General features: G+C 56.2%; 17 protein-coding genes. 7 read left to right on the top strand and 10 right to left on the bottom strand.

Annotated elements, in window-relative coordinates:
* The first annotated feature begins 183 nt into the window (after nucleotides 1-183).
* The 3 genes from G536_RS0108900 to G536_RS0108890 all read left to right on the top strand — a co-directional run bounded on the left by G536_RS0108900 (nucleotide 184) and on the right by G536_RS0108890 (nucleotide 3,413).
* Nucleotides 184-801: a MarC family protein gene (locus tag G536_RS0108900; RefSeq protein ID WP_022823245.1), complete on the top strand. Its 618-nt coding sequence runs from the start codon at nucleotides 184-186 to the stop codon at nucleotides 799-801.
* Nucleotides 802-875: 74 nt separating this feature from the next.
* Nucleotides 876-1,907: a uroporphyrinogen decarboxylase gene (gene hemE, locus G536_RS0108895; RefSeq protein ID WP_022823244.1), complete on the top strand. Its 1,032-nt coding sequence runs from the start codon at nucleotides 876-878 to the stop codon at nucleotides 1,905-1,907.
* Nucleotides 1,908-2,255: 348 nt separating this feature from the next.
* Entirely contained in the window at nucleotides 2,256-3,413 is a 1,158-nt protein-coding gene (locus tag G536_RS0108890) for a DUF6056 family protein (RefSeq protein WP_022823243.1), read from the top strand.
* Nucleotides 3,414-3,416: 3 nt separating this feature from the next.
* Here G536_RS0108890 and G536_RS0108885 read toward each other — a convergent pair whose 3' ends face one another.
* From G536_RS0108885 to G536_RS0108860, 6 genes are all read right to left on the bottom strand, one after another.
* A complete protein-coding gene (locus G536_RS0108885) occupies nucleotides 3,417-4,430 on the bottom strand; it encodes a bifunctional heptose 7-phosphate kinase/heptose 1-phosphate adenyltransferase (RefSeq protein ID WP_022823242.1) in 1,014 nt (337 codons plus the stop codon).
* A 149-nt stretch (nucleotides 4,431-4,579) separates the two neighbouring features.
* Nucleotides 4,580-5,809 (bottom strand): pyridoxal phosphate-dependent aminotransferase, encoded by a 1,230-nt coding sequence (locus tag G536_RS0108880; protein WP_022823241.1) that lies wholly within the window; start codon nucleotides 5,807-5,809, stop codon nucleotides 4,580-4,582.
* A gap of 390 nt (nucleotides 5,810-6,199) precedes the next feature.
* Nucleotides 6,200-8,263, bottom strand: coding sequence for a glycosyltransferase family 2 protein (locus G536_RS0108875; protein ID WP_026879984.1), 2,064 nt, complete (start codon nucleotides 8,261-8,263; stop codon nucleotides 6,200-6,202).
* 165 nt (nucleotides 8,264-8,428) lie between these two features.
* Nucleotides 8,429-9,808: an aspartate kinase gene (locus G536_RS0108870; RefSeq protein ID WP_022823239.1), complete on the bottom strand. Its 1,380-nt coding sequence runs from the start codon at nucleotides 9,806-9,808 to the stop codon at nucleotides 8,429-8,431.
* 144 nt (nucleotides 9,809-9,952) lie between these two features.
* Nucleotides 9,953-10,567: a recombination mediator RecR gene (gene recR, locus G536_RS0108865; protein ID WP_022823238.1), complete on the bottom strand. Its 615-nt coding sequence runs from the start codon at nucleotides 10,565-10,567 to the stop codon at nucleotides 9,953-9,955.
* A gap of 94 nt (nucleotides 10,568-10,661) precedes the next feature.
* Nucleotides 10,662-10,943 (bottom strand): ATP-dependent Clp protease adaptor ClpS, encoded by a 282-nt coding sequence (locus G536_RS0108860; RefSeq protein WP_022823237.1) that lies wholly within the window; start codon nucleotides 10,941-10,943, stop codon nucleotides 10,662-10,664.
* 200 nt (nucleotides 10,944-11,143) lie between these two features.
* On the opposite strand from G536_RS0108860, the gene G536_RS0108855 reads away from it, so the two are divergent.
* The gene (locus G536_RS0108855) at nucleotides 11,144-13,318 is read left to right on the top strand and encodes a S9 family peptidase (protein WP_022823236.1); all 2,175 of its coding nucleotides are present in this window, start codon (nucleotides 11,144-11,146) and stop codon (nucleotides 13,316-13,318) included.
* Between the two features lie 228 nt (nucleotides 13,319-13,546).
* On the opposite strand, the gene G536_RS27045 is transcribed toward G536_RS0108855, so the two are convergent.
* Together G536_RS27045 and G536_RS0108845 are read right to left on the bottom strand one after the other, a co-directional pair.
* Nucleotides 13,547-16,114, bottom strand: a complete 2,568-nt coding sequence (locus G536_RS27045; RefSeq protein WP_022823235.1) for a DUF4132 domain-containing protein — start codon at nucleotides 16,112-16,114, stop codon at nucleotides 13,547-13,549.
* 87 nt (nucleotides 16,115-16,201) lie between these two features.
* Nucleotides 16,202-16,594: a hypothetical protein gene (locus G536_RS0108845; RefSeq protein ID WP_022823234.1), complete on the bottom strand. Its 393-nt coding sequence runs from the start codon at nucleotides 16,592-16,594 to the stop codon at nucleotides 16,202-16,204.
* Nucleotides 16,595-16,735: 141 nt separating this feature from the next.
* Between G536_RS0108845 and G536_RS0108840 the strand changes: the two genes are divergently transcribed.
* Together G536_RS0108840 and G536_RS0108835 are read left to right on the top strand one after the other, a co-directional pair.
* Complete coding sequence (locus tag G536_RS0108840) at nucleotides 16,736-17,293, top strand: hypothetical protein (protein ID WP_022823233.1); 558 nt, start codon at nucleotides 16,736-16,738, stop codon at nucleotides 17,291-17,293.
* A 26-nt stretch (nucleotides 17,294-17,319) separates the two neighbouring features.
* On the top strand, nucleotides 17,320-18,087 hold the full coding sequence (locus G536_RS0108835) for a hypothetical protein (protein WP_022823232.1): 768 nt from the start codon (nucleotides 17,320-17,322) through the stop codon (nucleotides 18,085-18,087).
* A gap of 59 nt (nucleotides 18,088-18,146) precedes the next feature.
* On the opposite strand, the gene G536_RS27040 is transcribed toward G536_RS0108835, so the two are convergent.
* Complete coding sequence (locus tag G536_RS27040) at nucleotides 18,147-18,821, bottom strand: YceI family protein (RefSeq protein ID WP_022823231.1); 675 nt, start codon at nucleotides 18,819-18,821, stop codon at nucleotides 18,147-18,149.
* A 51-nt stretch (nucleotides 18,822-18,872) separates the two neighbouring features.
* Nucleotides 18,873-19,319 (bottom strand): MarR family winged helix-turn-helix transcriptional regulator, encoded by a 447-nt coding sequence (locus tag G536_RS0108825; RefSeq protein ID WP_022823230.1) that lies wholly within the window; start codon nucleotides 19,317-19,319, stop codon nucleotides 18,873-18,875.
* 170 nt (nucleotides 19,320-19,489) lie between these two features.
* On the opposite strand from G536_RS0108825, the gene G536_RS0108820 reads away from it, so the two are divergent.
* A complete protein-coding gene (locus G536_RS0108820) occupies nucleotides 19,490-20,068 on the top strand; it encodes a DUF6799 domain-containing protein (protein ID WP_022823229.1) in 579 nt (192 codons plus the stop codon).
* The last annotated feature ends 3 nt before the right edge of the window (nucleotides 20,069-20,071 follow it).

Raw genomic sequence — 20,071 nt, 5'->3', positions numbered from 1 at the left:
ACTACAGGTCTGTGTGGGGCAGATTGCCATCCTGTTTGCTGTGCGTTATTTGTTTTTTGCCGTGAGGCTGGGATTTGTACGCTAATGTGAGCCAGCGGTTGACCTTTCAAACATAGTACTTTCCTGGATTGCCGCTTCTATCAGGCCGCGTACCTTTGCCGGGCCTTGCACCGGCTACCCGTCATGGAAATTCTACTCGCCACCTTCACCACGCTCTTCTCGGTTGTCAATCCGTTTGGAGCCATGCCCGTATTCCTGACCCTGACCGAAGAAGATTCGCCCGCCGAACGCGCCAACATTGGCCTGCGGGCCTGCCTTTATATGATTGGGGTGCTGTCGGTATCGTTTTTCGCGGGGCAGTACGTGCTCAACTTTTTTGGCATCAACATTCACCATTTGCGCATTGCGGGCGGCATCCTACTCATGCGCTCTGCTTTCGACTTGCTTACGCCCGGCGGCAACCGCTCGAAGGTATCGGAAGAGACGCTGGAGGAGAGCATGCACAAGGATGATATATCCTTCACGCCGCTGGCCATGCCCATGCTGTCGGGGCCAGGCTCCATGGCCGTGTGCATCGGGCTATTTACCGAGAAGCTGAGCTACCTAGACATGGGTTTGATTGTACTGGGCTTCGTGCTAGTGGCGCTGGCGGCTTACGTTATTTTGATGTCGTCGCTCAGACTCACCCGGTTTCTGGGGCGGCCGGGCATGGCAGCGCTGGCGCGCATCATGGGCTTTATCACGCTGGCTATTGGTGTGAATTTTTTGGCGTCGGCTATAAAGGCGCTGTTTCAGGAATAGCAGCCATTCCCTTACTCAGCAGGCCTTACCTTTGCGGCAGCGAATCAGCGCACTCCGAATAATCTGCAAAATCAGTGCTTAAAAACGACCTCCTCCTCCGGGCCGCTCGCGGCGAAGAAACCGAACGTACCCCCGTCTGGCTGATGCGCCAGGCCGGCCGCATTCTCCCCCAATACCGCGCCTTGCGAGGCCGCCTGAGCGGCTTTAAAGAGCTGGTGGAAACACCTGAGTTGGCTGCCGAAGTCACCATCCAGCCCGTGGATGCATTGGACGTAGACGCTGCCATCATCTTCTCCGACATTCTAGTAGTGCCCGAAGCCATGGGCCTCACCTACGAAATGCTGGAAGCCAAAGGGCCGCTGTTCCCCGAAACAATCAAAACCGCGCACGACGTGGCCCGGATGCGCGTTGCCGACCCCGAGGAGCACTTGGGCTACGTACTAGAAGCCCTGCGCGTGACCAAGCGGGCCCTCAATGGCCGGGTACCGCTCATCGGGTTTGCCGGTGCCCCCTGGACCATTATGGCCTACATGGTGGAAGGCCACGGCTCGAAAACGTTCAGTAAAGCCCGCCGCATGCTCTACGCTGAGCCCGCCTTGGCCCACGAGTTGCTCGCCAAAATTACCGCCACCACTATTGCCTACCTGAAAGCGCAGGTAGAGGCTGGGGCCAACATCGTGCAGATATTTGATTCGTGGGCTGGGATTCTGCCGCCCGCGCACTATCAGGAGTTCAGCACGCGCTACATTGCCGAAATCTGCCGGGCCATTCCTGAAGTACCCGTTACAGTGTTTGCCAAAGGTGCCTTCTGGGCTGTGGAAGAGTTTGCCACCCTCCCCTGCCGCACCATCGGCCTAGACTGGAATCAGGACGCCCGCGTTGTGCGCCCGTTAGTAGGCGACAAAACCCTGCAGGGCAACCTCGACCCTTGCGCCCTGTACGGCACGCCCGCGCAGGTGCGCGCCGCTACCATCGCCATGCTCGACCAGTTTGGCCCGCACCGCCACATTGCCAACCTCGGCCACGGCGTCTACCCCGATACTAATCCCGACAACGTGAAGGTGTTCATCGAAACCGTGAAGGAGTATAGCCCAACCTTGCGTTAGGCAGTCAGGCACTTTATGCTTATTACTACCGCAGCCCGCTTGTAGCGGGCTGCATTGTGTTTAATCGAATCCTTTATGCCCTATTCACAAGTAATGCGGTGGGCTACTTCTCACCGCTTGGCACTTTTAACTATTGGTATAGGGCTAGGGTTGTTACCCTTTTTAGCGCTGTGCCTCTATAACCAGCCGTTTGGGTGCGATTTCTCTGTATCCTCGGACACGTTCAACCATGGTATATGGGGGGCTCAACCTTATCTTTTTCAAAACTGGTCAGGGCGTTATTTCAGCAATTTTCTTTTATATGCATTTAACCCTCTGAGCTATAGATGGCTGGCTGGAGTTAAACTGGTGGCTGCTATTAGCCACCTGCTACGTATTGTGGTGCTGTATTTATTTGTACGCCGCCTCACAGGTCAGCAGCTTCGTCGCCGTGAGGCAGGATTACTGGCTGCTGGCTTGAGCTTGGTGTATGTGGCGCTAGCCCCCTACCGGTTTTCTGTCCTGTACTACTTCACCGAAATTGCGGTGTACCAGGTGGCTACCTGGCTGCTGGTACTGGTTCCGCTGGCGGTGGAACGGCTGCACCGTGCTTCCAACTGTAACTCGCGAAGAGCGTGGGGCCTAGCAGCCGTCGTAGGTACCATTGCCGCCGCTGGCTCCAATGAGCTTACGCTCATCCAACTTTGCTGGCTGATGGCCGTGGCGGCCGGTATAAGCTTATTTCGGCGGCAGTATTATAGCCTCCGAATTTGGATAGGATTAGGCATTCTCTTAGTCATATGCGGCACCATATCGGTACTAGCACCAGGCAACACCGCACGCCAACACCTCGATGGCGCCGTAGTTCCAGCCGCTTCTGCGTGGGAAGCCGCTTCACGTTTGGTGATACTGTTGCGCTACTTGTTCGTGGAGCCTTACATGTTGATTGCGCCGATACTGACGCTGGTATTGGCACCACTAGCTGCCCGAACGTTGCCAGCTCGGCCGCTAGGCTTGAAGTTGCCCTTGCTACTTAGTGCTATTGTTCTGGTGGTAGGCGTGATGTTAGCCGCTGTTCCCTATGCCCTCATGCTCCCTCGACCTCCTTTGTTACCACGGGCCACCAACGCTATGGTCTGGTGGTGGCTGCTGGGTTGGATAGTTGCTTCCTGGGCGAGTTTACCCACTGAACCGGCTACCGTACCAGCAGCCTCACCGGCGGTGCGTACATTGTTAGCTTTTGTACTGCTCATCGTGGTATTTATTTCAAGTGGACGAGCTTACCTAGACTTACAGCATGATGCGCCTGAATTTGCGCGCCAATGGGAGCAACGCTTCCAAGCATTACAGTACGCGGGCCGTACGCCCCACACTGTCCTTCGGGTGCCCCCTCTCCCACCTCTCACCAACCGCTTCAACTTTCTTCCTCCCGACGACTTGTCTACAATGCCTGGCTTTGGGGTAAACACGCGGCTAGCCATCTGGTTCGGGGTAGATTCAGTACAGGTGATGGCGCCATCACAGTAAGCGCTACTTCAACAACCCCACTTGCTGCGCCTCTTCCAGCAGTAGCTGCTTCTCGATGGGCACCACACCCACCTGCTCACAAACCAAGCCACCCCCAAGGTTAGCCAATGCTGCCATAACCGCTACAGGCAAGCCAAGGGCTACGCAGAGCGCCGCAATGCTAATCACCGTGTCACCGGCACCGGATACGTCGGAAATGGAACGTAGGTGAGCCGGCAGGTAGGTTTTTTCCTGCTGGCGCTGCGCGAATACGCCATGCTCGGAAAGCGTTACCAGCACGATTTCCGGCGTCAGCACCTCTCGCAGGCGAGCTACGGCTGCTTCAAACCCGGTGCGGTCGGTATCCGGCTCCCCAAATTCCAGCTTCAGGCCTTCGCGCAGCTCTTTCAGGTTAGGCTTGAACAAAGTGCAGTGCTGGTAGGCCAAGAAGTTCTTTTTCTTGGGGTCAACCACGGTGGGAATGCCGCGCTGCCGCGCCAGTGCAATGAAGTGGTGAATGCCGGCTTCGGTGAGCACCCCCTTGTCGTAATCCTCAAAAATTACCACATCAGCTTGCGCCAAAAGCATTTCGTAGCGGGTTGTGAGCTGCTTGTTTTCCTCGGCGTTGAGGTCGGTTTCCACTTCCGAATCGATGCGAAGCAACTGCTGCCCTTGCGCCAGAATCCGCTGTTTCACGGTGGTCGGGCGGTACGAACTGCGCACGATACCTTCGGCCGAAAGGCCAGTGCTGTGCAACAAGTCCACCAGTTGATTGCCGCCTTGGTCCTCACCGATTACGGCGCACAGCAGCGGTGTGGCCCCGAGCGCCTGCACGTTCAGAGCCACGTTGGCGGCTCCGCCGAGGCGGTTTTCCATACGACTCACATTCACAACAGGCACGGGGGCTTCCGGCGAAAGGCGGGTGGCTTTACCCCACACGTAGGCATCCATCATCACGTCGCCTACAATAAGCACACGTAGCTGATTGAAGGCATTAAACAGCTCGGGTAAGGTGGTGAGGGCGGCTGGGACAGGCATTCTGACGGATTCAGTGAAGCCGCAAAGGTAACTCTAACGCCGACTTTCACTTGCTGAAATGAACAAGGCGAGTAGCTAGCCCTGCCCTAAATGGTACAGTAGCCGGCTACTCGCCTTGTATGCGGTGCCAATTGGTTGGCGCCGCTACTTTATACTAAGGTGGCTAAGCTCTTTTTGATGCGGGTGAAGGCGTCGCGCAGCTTTTCGTCGGCGGCAGCGGTGCTAAACCGGATGCAGTTCGGCGCCCCAAAGGCCCGGCCATCCACGCAAGACACGTGCGCATCACGCAGGATAAACAGCGCGAGGTCATAGGCGTTTTCAATCACTTGGCCGTCGGGGGCAGTTTTGCCGAAGAAGCTGCTCACATCGGGAAAAACGTAGAACGCGCCGCTGGGCGTGGGCGTGCGCAGGCCAGGAATTTCCTTGGCCATTTCCAGCACCAAGTCGCGGCGGCGGTGGTAGGCTTCCACCATTTCGTCAGCCGAGGCGCGGCCTCCTTCCAGAGCGGCCAGAGCAGCGCGCTGGGCAATGGAGCAGGTACCCGAAGTAATTTGGCTCTGGATTTTTTCGCAGGCGCTGGCAATATCCTTGTGGGCTGCAATGTAGCCCACGCGCCAGCCGGTCATGGCGTAGCCTTTCGAGAAGCCATTCACGGTAATCACCCGGTCTTTGATGTCGGCGAACTGCGCAATGCTGGCATGGTCCCCCACGAAGTTGATGTACTCGTAAATCTCATCAGCCAGCACGTGCACCTGCTCGTGGCGCGCTACCACGTCGGCAATGGCCGCCAGGTCGTCGCGGGAGAACACCGAGCCCGTGGGGTTGCAGGGCGAAGAGTACATGATGAGCTTGGTGCGCGGCGTAATGGCAGCCTCCAGCTCGGCGGCCGTCACTTTGAAGTCGTTTTCGATGGAGCCCACTAACTCAACCACCACACCTTCCGCCAGTTTCACTATTTCGGTGTAGCTCACCCAGTACGGCGCAAACACAATCACCTCGTCGCCGGGATTCACCAAGCTTAGCACGGCATTCGCCAACGACTGCTTGGCGCCAGTACTCACCACAATGTTTTCGTTTTTGTAGTCGAGGTTGTTGTCGCGCTTTAGTTTGTCGCAGATGGCTTGGCGCAGCTCGGGGTAGCCGGGCACGGGTGTATAGAAGGTGTAACCTTCGTCGAGGGCAGCTTTGGCGGCATCCTTGATGTACTGCGGGGTCTGGAAATCCGGCTCGCCGAAGCTGAGGTTGATAACATCCACGCCCTGGGCAGCCAGCTCGCGGGATTTTTTGGCCATGGCTATCGTCTGGGACTCCTGCATGGTCAGGATCCGGTCGGACAGGACAGAGGTAGACTCTGGGGCAAGCGTAACTTCTTGAGACATGGGGGCAAAGACGAATTAGTGAACCGGGCGAATGTACTGAGGATAGAATAATTATGCAGTATCAGCGCCCGGATTATCTACACAGGCCAACGTACTGTTTCCGCTGCCCTTAGCCGCTTATCTAGGGACTTCAGACCCTCTTGTCCTTCTGCACCGAATTTGGTTTCCAGCCACGCATTTTCGCCTAAGTCGGATTCCAGAATACGCCTGAACGTGCTGAATAGCGGCTTTCAACTGTACATGGATCCTTGCTGCTTCTGCTTTGGCACCCCGGCTTACCGTGGCAGCCAGCGTCCTAAAGTACTTCCACGCCGCAAAGCGAATCTATTATTTCCAACGCCCGGATAGCCCGCTGGGAGTGGCTAAATAACCGCTCTTCGGAGCGTAGCGCTACTCCACTCCTAGCCACCGAAAGCGCCGCAACATGATACTCAGGTCGGTGCCGGGCTCGTAGTCTTTGGCGTAGAGCAGCTCCAGCCGGCGGCGGGTGGCCTCGGTTAGGGGTGTAGTTACTTGCGTGGCATCGGCGGGCGAGAGGATGGCGCGGGCCATGTGGGTAGGCGTGGCGGCGTGGCGCAAGCCTACCCAAGTGCGCGAACCGCCCAGCACCCGCAAACAGTTGCGCACAAATCCACCCTTATTCTCCTGCACTCCCAGCACCAGCGGCGAGGCCAGCAGTAGCAGCAGGGCCGTCAGAATGTCGAGTACGCGCTTGTTGCGCACCTGCTGGGGCCGGAACAGATTGAGCGTAATATCGAGGGCATAGTAGTCGCCGGGCGCATCTTTCGACGAGCTACCAATGATGTACTGGCTATCCTGGGGCAGAATTTTGTAGGCAACAGCCGGGTGCTGTGGCAAACTCACCATCAACCCAATAATCTGGCTGGCCGACAAGTCTTTGCCGCAAAAAATCAACTCATCCAGCGCGTAGATGCGAATAATTTCTTCCAACTGCCGCACTTCGCCCAGTAAGTCGTCGGCGGGAGCAGCTAGTGCGGTTTCCGCAGCTTGCACCGCCGATTGGGTTCCAGAAGTCACCCAGGCCGCCCCGGCCAACACCGGCGCTGCCGCTGTAACAGAAACGGCACTTGTACCGACCTCCGGCGTGATGTAGCCGATGATGCGGACCTGCACCGCCGCGTGTTCCAGTAGTTGCCGCACCCGCAGGCTTTCTACGCCCGAGCCCACGATGGCCACGTTTTTCTGCCGCCGCTCACTCAAGCGTAGGTCGTGGTAGCGCAGAAAGTGCGTGGCCAGCCGCCGACCCACCAAAGCCGCCACGGCCCACACGCCCCCCAGCACAATCAGCGCCTTCGAGAAGCGCCAGGCGTCAAAGAAGTTGCTGATGGCCGAAATCAGGACTGTGCCCAGGAAAATCCCGCGCACGATGCGCGAGGTTTTGGTGGGCTCGTCGTAGGCGCCGCTGAAGTATGCTGAAGTCAGCCACACCAGAATATAGGCCGGCACTGCCACCAACATAAACTGCGGCGGATAGGCCGTGGGCACGTACTTATGGTTCTGCTCCCAGTAGGTTTTCAGGAAGTACAGCCCCCCGTAAATAAGGCCGACATCGAGCAGCACCGGCGCGGCGCGGGTTAGCAGGCGCTCGGCCACCGCCATACCTGCCCGCAGCCAGATGGCTGCGTTTATCAATACCGAAAACAGACCCGCCTGGCCCGGCATGAAGTGCTTGCGGGCAAAAATCACCATGGCCCGGTAGAACACGAACACATAGTTGACGCTCGTGCGCTTGGTGCTCTCGCCCTTGTAGTGGATGATGCGGGTGCCGGGGAAGTAATAGTTTTTCCAGCCGCCCTGCGTGATGCGGTACGAAAGGTCAATGTCTTCGCCGTACATGAAGTAGTCCTCGTCGAGCAGCCCGACTTGCTGCAACGTAACCTGCCGCATCAGCATAAAGGCTCCGCTCAGCACTGCCACCTCGTGGGTTTGGTCTTTGTCGAGGAAGCCGAGGTGGTAGCGCCCAAACCGGCGCGACTTCGGAAACAGCTTGGCCAGCCCGAATATCTTGTAGAACGCCACCCATGGCGTAGGCAGCCCCCGCTTGCTTTCCGGCAGAAACTTGCCCTGGCCGTCCAGCATCTTCACGCCCAGCCCGCCGGCGTTGGGGTGATGGTCCATAAACGCGCAGCAGGCCCGGAAGGTATCCTCTTCCACCACGGTATCGGGGTTGAGCAGCAGCACGTACTCGCCGCGGGCTACGCGCAGGGCCTGGTTGTTGGCCTTCGAGAAGCCGGGGTTGTCGTGGTTTTCAATGAGAATCACCTCCGGAAACCGGGCCCGAACCATGGCTACCGAACCGTCCACGGAATTATTGTCCACTACGAACACCTCCACCGGCAGCCCCAACTTTTCCACCGCTCGCCGAACCGACAAGAGCGCCTGCTCCAGAAAGTAGCAGACGTTGTAGTTGACAATAACAACGGAAAGTTTCACGGACGGCAGCAAGCAAGAAGTAGCCTCGAAAGGTACGCAGAGTCAGATCAGAATGTAGCGCGTAAATCTGTTCTGCGACGAGCCACGCGAGTTCATACACGTTGGTCCAGTACCAGATACTAGTGCGGTTCGTCGCGGAACAGATTTATGCGTTACGTCCCGTACCTAGAAAAACAGGGTTTTGTTTAAGGCCACCACGGCGGCTTTAAAGTCTTTGCGGGCAATCAGAAACTGAATGTTCACTTTGCGCAAGGCAAAACCAGCACTCATGATGTTGATATCGGCATCGGCCAGGGCACCGGCGGCTTTGGCCAGCAGGCCCGGCTGGTCGATGTTGGAGCCGATGAGGCAGACCATGGCCATCTTCTCCACCGTTACTTTTTCGTACTTCTCCTGTAGCTCCAGCACCAGCTTCTTGTTGAAGTCCTTCTCCCAGATAACCACCGAAATACTGTTGGCGCTGGTAGCCTTGAAGCTGTAGCTGATGCCTAAGTCATAGAATATCTGCATAATGTGCAGGTCGTAGCCGGCCGCACCCACCATCAGCGGGTCGTACACGTCAATCATCATCACCTTATCGGTGCCGGTAATCACCTCTACCCGCTTCTGCGGCGACACGTAATCTTCGGTGATGAGCGTGCCGGGGTGCTCGGGCTCGAAGGTGTTCTTGATGCGCAGGTTGATCTTACTGATTTCCAGCGGCTTCGAGGCTTTCGGATGAATAGCCTCCATGCCTACGTCGGCGAGTTGGTCGGCTACGTCGTAGTTAGTGAAACCAACGGGCTGGCAATTGTCCACGCCCACCATCATAGGGTCGGCGGAGCAGAGGTGGTACTCCTTGTGAATAATGGCCTCCTGGGGCTTCACCGCTACGGCTATCTTGCTGAATGTCACCTCGGAGTAACCCCGGTCGAATTCGCGCATAATACCTTCGGTGCCCTTCACGTAGCCCGTCACAATGCAGATGGTTTCGGCGAAGTTGATTTTCTTGAAGGCATGCCGGATACGCTGGTCGATGGTGTACGATTTATGGTCGTGGAAACCACTCAAATCCACCAGCGTAGCGTTGATGCCGCGGTTTTGCAGGATGTTCACCGAGTTGAACGCCGAATGCGTTTCACCAATAGAGGCCAGAATCTCGCGGGCAGCTTGCAGGATATTAGCGCTGCTCACGTAGCCCGACGCCAGAATATTAACGAGGCTATTAAGGTAGGTTTTAGCGTCCTGAATGCGCTGTTCGATAAAGGCATCGGCCACGGCCAAATCCAGTCCCAGCGGCTCGTATTGCCGGTTGAGGGCCTTGAGTTTGGTAGCTACTTCGGCCAGGGCCTGGTGGAACTTCTTGTGCTCGGTGATGCGGTGATACACGCCCGGCTCGCCGGTTTTCTTGTTCTCCAGCAGCCAGTTAGTCACGCCCGCGTACGCCGACACCACAAAAATGCGGTTGTACAGCTCTGTACCCGTGCGGTTGTACAAAATGATGTTGCTTAGCACGTCGGCGAAGGCACTCATGGACGTACCGCCGATTTTTTCTACGGTGAGCATGGAAGTAAAGCAGGTGAATTGGCAAACATAGGTAACAACCCCCGAATAGCTTATATGTACCTCCCGCGCCACTGCTAAGCCGAGTATAATGCAAAAGGCCACCGCTAAAAAGCAGTGGCCCCATGGCTTCAAGTAATCAAACGATTATTTTGCTTGACGCTGGCGCTCCACAATACTGCGGCCGAGCGTAATTTCATCGGCGTACTCCAGTTCGCCACCCATCGGGATGCCGCGGGCAATGGAGCTAATGTGCACTTCGGCAAAGTCGCGGAGCTTGCGCGAGAGGTAGAAGGCGGTAGTGTCACCTTCCATCGTGGGGCTGATGGCCAAGATAACCTCCTTGATTTCAGACTCCGGCGCGCTGATACGCTCCACTAGCGAGTCAATCTGCAAGTCGCTGGGGCCCACGCCTTCAATGGGCGAAATCACGCCGCCTAGCACGTGGTAGCCGCCTTTGTACTGCCCCGTGTTTTCGATGGCAATAACGTCGCGGATGTCTGATACCACGCAGATGATGCTATGGTCGCGGAGCTTGTTGGCGCAGATGCTGCACTCGGCCGTGTCGGAAATGTTGTGGCAGGTGTCGCAGTAGCGAATGTCGAAGCGCATTTTGGCTAGTGCCTCGGCCAGCGTGGCGGTGGTATCCGTTTCGGCTTTCAGCAGGTGCAACGCAAGGCGCAAGGCGGTTTTTTTGCCAATGCCGGGCAGTTTAGACAACTCCCCGACGGCGTTTTCTATCAGTTTGGAAGGAAAGTCCATTCAGTTGAATTGTTGAATAGCTGATTGTTAAATTGTTGACTGTTCAACGAGCCGCTGAAACGACCACCAATTCAACAATCAACCATCCAACTATTTATAATACGTCGGCCGAGATGCCCCGGTCGTGGATGGCGGTGCACATGGCGGCCAGTTCCTCGTAGACGCCGTGCTTCACAGTGCACTGGCCTTTATGATGAATCAGCAACGTGCACTGCTCGGCCTGCTCGGGCTCGTGGCCGCACACATCCATGAGGGTTTTTATGACGTGGTCGAAGGTGTTGATATCGTCGTTGTACACGATTAAGTCGCGAACATCCGTTGTTTCCTCCAGCAACAGAACGTCCTCGTCGTAGTCGATTTGTGGTTTGCTATTCATAGCACAAAAGTACGGAAAAAACGGGCGAAAAAACGGGGTTGGTGGCCTCTATCGGCCTACTATAACCTCTTGAAGGGCAGAATCGTTTCGCGGATTTCCAGAAAAGACGAGCGGTAGTAGCAGCAGCAGAAAATTGTGCTGGGTTACCGTCAGCCGCCGTAATTTTCGCCTTTTAATTCCTGGCACCCGCTTCCACATTTATGCTCCATTCCTCTCCCCGCCTGCTGCTGCTCGTGCTGCTGGCGCTGCTGGCACAACTACCCGCCCGCGCCCAACAGAAACTGCTGACCATGGAAGACGCCTTCCTGAACCGCAGCCTGCAACCCGAAAATATCCGCCAGCTGTCCTGGATTCCGACTTCGCAGGACGAATACAGCTTTTTGCGTACTTCCGGCGGCCAGGACGAACTGATGCGGGCCAACATTGCCGGTAACCTACGAGCCGTGGTAACGCTGAACGAATTGGGCCAGGCGCTGCAAGCTGCCGGCGCCCCCGCCGTGAAAGCCACCAGCTTTCCATCCGTAACGTGGACCAGCCCTAGCAGTTTTGTGGTGACGCGCGCCAGCAAAATGTACCGGGTTGATGCAGCTACCAAACAAGCCAGCTTGCTTTTCAGCTACGACCCAACCGCTGAAAACGTGGAACTGGACCCCACCAAAACCCGCGTAGCGTACACCAAAGCGCAGAACTTATACGTGTCGTTGGCGGGGCGCGAAAACGAGGCCGTAACTACCGAAACCAACCCGACCATCGTGAACGGGCAGGCGGCGCACCGCTCGGAGTTCGGCATCACGAAAGGCACCTTCTGGAGCCCCACCGGCCGCCGACTGGCCTACTACCGCATGGACCAGACGATGGTAACCGACTACCCACTGGTAGATATTTCCATCACCCCAGCCCAGGTTAAACCCATCAAATACCCCATGGCCGGCGACAAAAGCCATGAGGTAACCGTAGGCGTGTATGACTTGGAATCGCGCAAAACGGTGTTTCTGCAAACCGGCGAGTTGAAAGAGCAATACCTGACCAACATCAGCTGGGGCCCCGATGAAAAGTCGATTTACGTAGCCGTGTTGAACCGGGGCCAGAACCACATGAAGCTGAATCAGTACGATGCCAGCACCGGTGCTTTCCTGAAAACGCTGTTCGAGGAGGAAGACGAAAAGACGTTCGTGGAGCCGCTACACCCGCTGGTTTTCGTACCGGGGAATTCTAAATATGCCATCTGGCAGAGCGAGCGAGACGGTTATAATCATCTGTACCTCTACGATTTGACTGGATACCGGAAACCCATACAACTCACTAAAGGCGCATGGCAGGTAACTAATTTGCTAGGCTTTACCAACAAGAATCAGGAAGTGGTCTTCCAAAGCACAGCAGCTAGCCCCCTGGAGCGGCAGGTGTACGCCGTGAAGCTGAGCGCCGGCAAGGTGCGCCAGATCAGCCAAGAAAAGGGCACCCACACCGCCACACTCAGCCCCAGCGGCAACCACCTGTTCGATAGTTTCAGCAGCACTGCCACGCCGCGCACTGTAGGTGTTATCGGGGTAGATGGCAAACTAAAACAGCAGTTGCTCAACGCCGAAAATCCGCTTACCGGCTACACGCTAGGCGAAACCAAGCTAGTAACGATTAAGGCCGCTGACGGCAGCACTGACTTGTATGGCCGCCTCATCACGCCCCCCAACTTCGACCCGGCCAGGAAGTACCCCACGGTGGTGTATCTCTATGGTGGCCCGCATGCCCAAATGGTAACCAACTCGTGGCTGAGTGGTGGCAACCTCTGGATGCAGCTGATGGCCCAGAAGGGCTACGTGGTATTTACCGTGGATTCGCGGGGTAGCGGCAACCGGGGCTCGGCGTTTGAGCGGGCCACGTTCCGGCAGCTCGGCACCGTGGAAATGGCTGACCAGCTTCGGGGCGTCGAGTATCTGAAAAGCTTGCCCTACGTAGACCAGGCCCGCATGGGCATCCACGGCTGGAGTTTCGGCGGCTTCATGACTACTACGATGATGACGCGCAGCCCTGGCACGTTCAAAGTAGGCGTAGGTGGCGGCCCGGTTATCGATTGGCGCATGTACGAAATCATGTACACGGAGCGCTACATGGACACGCCCCAAGAAAACCCCGAAGGCTACACTCAGGCTAATCTGCTTAATTACGTAGACAAGCTGCAAGGCAAACTCCTGCTCATCCACGGCACCGTCGACGACGTGGTGGTGTGGCAGCATAGCCTCGACTACCTGAAAACCGCCGTCGATAAAGGCATTCAGCTCGACTACTTCGTGTATCCCGGCCACCCACACAACGTCGGCGGCAAAGACCGAGTGCACCTCTACAATAAAATCACCCAGTATTTCGACGAGAAGCTGTAGGCTCCTACATCAATAAAGGCAAAAGGGCCTGTTGGTATCAACAGGCCCTTTTTTTATAACTATGCGTGTACTAAAGCCTCTTAGACAGCTGTCATGCAGAGCGCCGCGAAGCATTTTGCGTGCTGATGATAGAGTAGAATATAGTGCCAGCACGCGGGATGCTTCGCGGCGCTCTGCATGACGGGCTTATATGTTTCGAATAGCCGCTTAGCTCTATTGTTTTCCCTCCTACCGCTGCTTGATTTGGCGCATGATGGTGTCGTCGGTAATCTTGTCGTCGTCCATCAGGAGCAGGGCTTTACTGAGGATGATGGACAGCACGGCGTCGCCTTCGAAGGGCAGGAATACGCCGGCGGTGCTGGCGGTTTTGGTGGACCGGTCGGGCACGATGCACAGGTACTGGTCGTTGGGCATCATGAGGATGTTGCCCGAGCCGAGGTGGATTTTGTAGGTCCGCAGCTTGCCCTGCACTTCCAGGAAATTGCCCTTGATTTCGCTCACCTTCCCAATTTTTAGGCGCGGTACGAGCCGTTCCAGAGCCAGCTTGCGGTTCTTGGCCACTTCGCCCAGCTCCCCAAAACTGTAGCTTTCCCAGTAATTGCGGTATTGCACCAAACCGCCATTGTCGCGCCAGAGCGGATCATTACCGACGGAAGCCACTCCTACAAACAAATCCACGTCGCGCATCACTTCCGAAAACACCAGCGGCGGTACCTCGGGCAGCGGCAAAGGCTCGTCGGCATTCATGCGGGTGAAACGCACTTGGTCGGTGCTGATGTAGTTCCAGATGCCGGTGTCGTTGAATGCGTCGTTGGCGTTAACTTCACTCACCCAGAACTCGGCCCGTAAATCGTGCGCCGGCAGTTGCAGCGTGGCCGAATCCGATTCGTAGCCTTTGTCGTAGGCGCCCATCAGGCTGTAGTGCCAGCCGCGTAGCTTGGCTAAGGAGTTGAATTGGTGCTGCTTGAGCACGTGCGCCGCCATGCGGTTAGAGTACGTGCGGGTGCGCTCCTCAGGCGGCGTCAGCAGGTACACTTCTCGGTAGGCTTGCTTGAGCGGCTGGCGCAACTGCCGCGCGTCCAGTAAGTTGCGCCACGCCAAAACCTGTGTACTGTCGGTTAGCACGGGGTGCCATAATTGCACGGTATCGGCTTCGGAACGCGGTGCCAGTGGATTTCCTTGGTTGTCGCACCAAGTGCCATCCAGCCACAGCGCATCCGTAAAAGAGCCCTCGGCATGATGAAAACGCCAGATGAGCGGGCGCGCGAGTTCAGCCATCAGGCCGTGCTCGAAATAGTACTGCTGAAACCAGGCAAACGGAATCCGCCGCTCGTCCACGAAGCTCCGGTCAAGCCGCTCCCGCTGGGCCGTGAAGGTCTGCTGGGCTTGCGCTTGAGTGTTTTTCAAGTCCTTCAACTCCTCGGCGTGCATGCTCTTGATGGCCGCAGGAGCCGACTTCAACGGTTTGCCGGCTTTCTCCCACTGCACCTCGGCTTTGCCAGCCACCAGCCGCAACGTAGCCTTGTACTCCCCGAATTCATGCTGAACCTGCCCCGCCTGCAACCCAAAATCCGGCGCGGCCATATCCTCAATTTCGGCCGGACTCACACCCAGCTTTTCGGAGGCGTTTTCGATGTGCCCCGCAATGAGGCTTTGCGTATTCGACTGCTTGATTTTGGGCCGCACCCGCGAGAGGTAGGCTACGCCGGCCAGCCCGCTTTCAGCCAATACCAGCAGGCAAGCATTACCGAGACTGGCCGCCAGCGGCCCGCGGCCCGGAATCTTGCGGTAACATTTCACTGCCAAATCGGCCAGTTGGTGCAGGGTAGTTTCGTTGGCCACCGCCTGCATGGTCCAGATGAGGCCTTTGGCTACGTTTAGATTAGGCTCCAGCACCCACACGTACTCAGTATACGTGCGGGTGCTACCATCACCGTAGCTGTACCTATTCTGGCGCTCCTCCACTGCTACCCGCAGCAGCAACCCTAGCAAATCGTTACCGCGCGCCTGTACTTCCGGCTCGCCTATAGCCGCCACCGTAGCATCCAGCTCTTTCCGAAACTTAGCGGAGGGCTGCGAGCCACTAGCCTTCTGCCACAATTGCAGAAGCGTCAGCCAGGGGCGCGCCGCCGGGTTATCGTAGTGCAGTTGCTCCGCTACCGTGTTCAGCTGCTGGCCGAAAAAGTCGCCGTCGGCGAAGCGCACTACGGGCAGCGCATCGGCAGCACCTTCCGATTTGCCGAGTATTTCCTGCACCTTCACCCGCATTTTCGCCACGCCTGCGTCACTGGTATTATTGGCCGTAAGGGCAAGCAGATGATGTAAGCGCGCCATCAGCTCATCCGACAAACTTTCTTTTTTGGCCAGTTTATCTACTTGCCCCAAGGTGAGCAGCAGCGGAAACCGGTACATAGCGGTGGTGTAAGCACTTAGTTCTGTCTGGCCTTCCTGCAAGCCGTACAGGCCTAGCAACCGCAACAGCCCGTCACTGCCCAGCCCCAACGTGGAGCGCAGCAACATCTGCAACAGGGCCTCTAATTGATGGCGAATCTGGTAGTCATCGGTTTGCTGGCGCATGGCCTCCGCCGTAGCCAGCGCTAGGCGCCCTTTATAGGCCACATCCTTGTATTTGAGCGTCTGGTAAGCCGTTATTTCCGAGAGCTTCACATTCCAATAGCTCAGGTTACGGTCCTGGATTTCGGTTAGGAATTGCAGCAACAGTGGCCGCATTTCTGTGGCTTCGGGGCTTTGGCTGCCAAGCAGCTTCGTGAAATCCTTTTTTTCTTTGGTGGTCATAGGCGAAGAAGAAGGTACTACGGAAGACTTGCCGGCCCAGGCAGTGCAGACGGCGCAGGCAACAGGCCGGCCCAAAACGAGGCCAACTCAGCCACCAACCAGCGGTGTAAGTTTGATGAAGCTGGCCGTAGCGCCTGCGCCCAACCAGATTTCCTCGTCCAGGCTTTCCACCTGCCGGTTGTTTACCAGCACGAAATAGCCGTTTTGCTGGAAGCCTTCCAACGCCTTATACACTTGCTCCTCCGCATCAATCTGCTTGATTTTGCGCAGCCGAAACCCGTTGAGCACCTGCTCCGACTCGGTGGGCTGCACCAGCCCGCGGTACACCTCCGACTGCTGGGCGTTGTGGGTGGCCACTTCCTGCTGCACGCGCTGAGCTATCAGTTCGCGCACGGTGAGGGTTTCTTGGGTGATTTCCAGCTCCAGCCGGTTGAGGATGCTGCCGGTGGCGGTTTCGTCCTGAATGGTGAGGTAAGCCATAAGGGAAAGATTAGTTGCTAACTGAACTCAATATACTAATTTTATTAGCAATACCTGCTAACATAATCGGCAAACTCGCCAAAAATTGCGTGGCTGCGTTTCAAGCTTACTTTTAGCCTGCATCCGCCATTTTAGTTTGCCATGCCTGTTCCGTCCGCCGATTTCAAAAAAGCCCTCCAGCGCCTCTCCGAGAAAGAAAAGGAAGCCTTATTGCTCCGTGCGGCTCGCCGCGACGCTGAACTCTACGATACGCTGAGCTTCGAGTTGCTGCCCGAAGTAACCATTGAAACTGTGTTCGAGGAAACCTCCGACCGGATTCACGAGCTGTTTGCGGTAGGCGCCACCGGCCGGCTGCTCAACCGTAGCCTTACCAAAGCGCTGCAAAAAGCTACCAAAGAAGTGGCCCGCGCCAAGCGCGTCACCAAAAACAAGCGCCTGGAAATCGACCTAAACCTATATATCTTGGGCCTTGTCTTCGATAACTATACCGGGCAGTTTGAAAGCGTGTACGGCGGGTTTTACACGGCTACGGCCCGGCTAACAGCCCGAACCACCCAGCTGATTATCAGCAACCTGCACGAAGACTTATGGCTGGAATACAAGGAAAGCCTCGATGACTTCCTAAGCCAGTTGCACACCCGCAATAAAAGCCACGGCCTCAAGTTTATCCTGCCCCGCGAGTTGGTGCTACCAGATTAATAGTTTCTTGCGGAAAACTATCCTCTATGTCGATCTTCCGCATTTTCGCTACCCTTATCCTGCTTGGCGGCCTGGCCGCTTGCTCCGAAAATTCTCCCCAGCGCGCTGCCACTTCTCCCCCCGAAGCAACGCCTGATACGGCCGCGGTGCGCAAAGCGGCGCGGGAGTATCGAGTGCATTACAACACATCGGTGAGCCTAGACAGCACCGATTTTTACTACCAGCCCATTTCGGTGGTGCCGCTCAACCAAGGCAGTCGGAGCCGCATCATATCCAGCAACGAATACGGTGAGTACGAAGAAGCACGCAGCAGCATTGAAGGCACGTGCTACAATGTGCTGTTCTTTCAGAAATCAACGTTGCAGGAGCACGCGCTGTTTGCGCACGGGCGCTTTGTGATAATGCAAATTGATATCGATAGGAAACCCGATGCACGGTGGCCCTACCTGTTTTACACCGTCATCAAGGCCGATACCAATGCCGACGGACACCAGACCGAAGCAGACGCCAGCACCCTGTTCGTGTCCGACCGGAGCGGCCGGCAACTGCGGCAGCTCACGCCCAACGGCACGCGCCTAGCCAACCGGATTATCCTGCCCAAAACCAACATTATGCTGGTGGAAGTGCAGCCCGATTCCAACAAGGACCACGCCTTCACTCACGCTGATGGCACTTATTGGCTGCGCTTCAACCTAGCTAACCTGAATACTCCTCCTACCCGGCAGCCCACGCCTGCCTTATCCGGAGCCCTGAACCAGCAAATGCTGGAGCGCCAGAGCCGCACCGAGCAATAACCACCAAACAAAAAGCCCCGCTGGCAATGCCAGCGGGGCTTTTTTACGTTGTGCAGCTACTACTTAACCGAAGCGCTGCTCTTGCCTTCAGATTTGGCAATAACGTTGAAGCTCAGCGTGAAATCGTCCATGATGGCTTTGTCGCCGATGCCTTCAAAGAAAGATTTCGAGCCGTATTTGATGTCAAATTTGGTACGGTCGATGGTAGCGGTACCGCTGGCCGAAGCCAAGTCGCCTTTCACGCCGGTTTTGGCGGGGAAGCTTACGGGCTTGGTGATGCCTTTGATGGTCAGGTCGCCGGTGATGGTGGCGTTGTTGCCAGCCGCATCGGCTTTCATGGTGGTTACTTTCGTGATTTTGAAAGTAGCGGTTGGGTTTTTCTCGATGCTGAAGAAGTCATCGGAGCGCAAGTGGCCCATCAGTTTTCCGTTCATGCCAGCATCCTTGATGTCTTCCACTTTCAGCGTGTTCATGTCCACGGTGAACATGCCGCCTACAATCTGGTTGCCGCTTACTTGCAAGGTACCTTCTTTGAACTGCACGTTGCCGTTGTGCTGGCCGGTCACTTTTTTACCTTCCCAGCCCAACGTGCTCAGCTGAGGCTGCAGCTTGAAGGTTTTGGTGGCAGCCTTCGAGCTGCTCACAGCAGCTTTGCTAGCAGCAGGCGTGCCGGCAATAACGGGCGAAACCAACAACGAAACGGCCAACAGGGCTGGGAGAATGATCTTTTTCATGAGAAAAGAAGAAATGGAATGAGAGTAAAATGAAGGGCGGACTGAAAACCGTCAGTCGCGGATTTTATCGAGAAGGTCGTTGAGCTGAATGGCTTCGGCCTCAGTAAGATTGCGCAACTGAGGTTCTTGCGCAAATACTATGTCTATTTCGCTGAGCAGTTGCAGGCCCGCTTCGGTGATGCGGATATCAACGGCGCGGCGGTTGCTGGGGCACACGGTGCGCGTCACCAGTTTCTTCAGCTCCAGCTTGTCTACAATGCGCGAGGCGTTACTGGTTTTATCGAGCATCCGCTCGATCAGCAGATTAACGGTGGCTGGCTTGGGGTGCTGGCCCCGCAGGATGCGCAGCACGTTAAATTGCGGAGCAGTAATACCGTATTGTTTGAGCTGTATCGTGTTACGCTGCCCAATCCAGCCGGCGGTATACAGAATATTGATTAAGCCTTTCTGATACACGTCGCTGAAAGTGGGCTGCTTGATTTCGTCTTCAATTTTCATTGCGTGAAGGGCGTTGACCCGGAAAGCGTTGCAAATATATGTACATACATTTAATGTTGCAACACAGTTCGAAAATATTTTTTATTCTGAATTTACTGGTCTCCCGCTGTAGCCATTCTCGTTGGCTGTCCGTAAGCGCAGCCAGCCTCCCATTTTATTATCTGAATACTATGAAAAAGCTGCTGTTTTTACTGGTTTTACTAGGGTCAACTATTGGTGCTGCCAGTCAAGCAGCGGCCCAAACCAAAACCGCGCCACCAATTGGTGCTGTTGAGGCCAACTCATCGGATCGGTTTCTGATGCAGGATGGTGCCGTGGTATTAGTGCAAGGTAGGCGCCCTACGCCACTCACCAAAAACGTAGTGCTGGCCAACGGTACTAAGATCAACTACAAAAGCGGGATTGTAGAATTCGTCACGGGCAAAAAAACCACGCTGCAAGAGGGCGACTACGTGAAAATGAACGGCGACCTTGTGTTTGCCACCCCAGCCAGCGCCGCCGCTGCCCGCGGCAACAACTCGGTACCCGCTACCGCGCAGTACGACCCGTATGTGCAGCAAACCGGCACGGCCACTAGCACTACCGTTTCGGCTACACCCATGGAGCAGCAGCTTACCACGCTCCTCACGCGCAAAATTGAGCTGCTGAACCAGAAAATCAGCCTCATGACGCCCAACCCCGCTAACCAAGCCGCCCTCGACAAGCTCAACCAACAAATCAAGAGCCTGGATGCACAGATAGGCCGGTAGTTA

This window comes from Hymenobacter norwichensis DSM 15439 (assembly GCF_000420705.1).
Classification (GTDB): domain Bacteria; phylum Bacteroidota; class Bacteroidia; order Cytophagales; family Hymenobacteraceae; genus Hymenobacter; species Hymenobacter norwichensis.
Note: the sequence above shows the minus strand (reverse complement) of the source record. Positions and strands in the feature narration are given on the sequence as shown.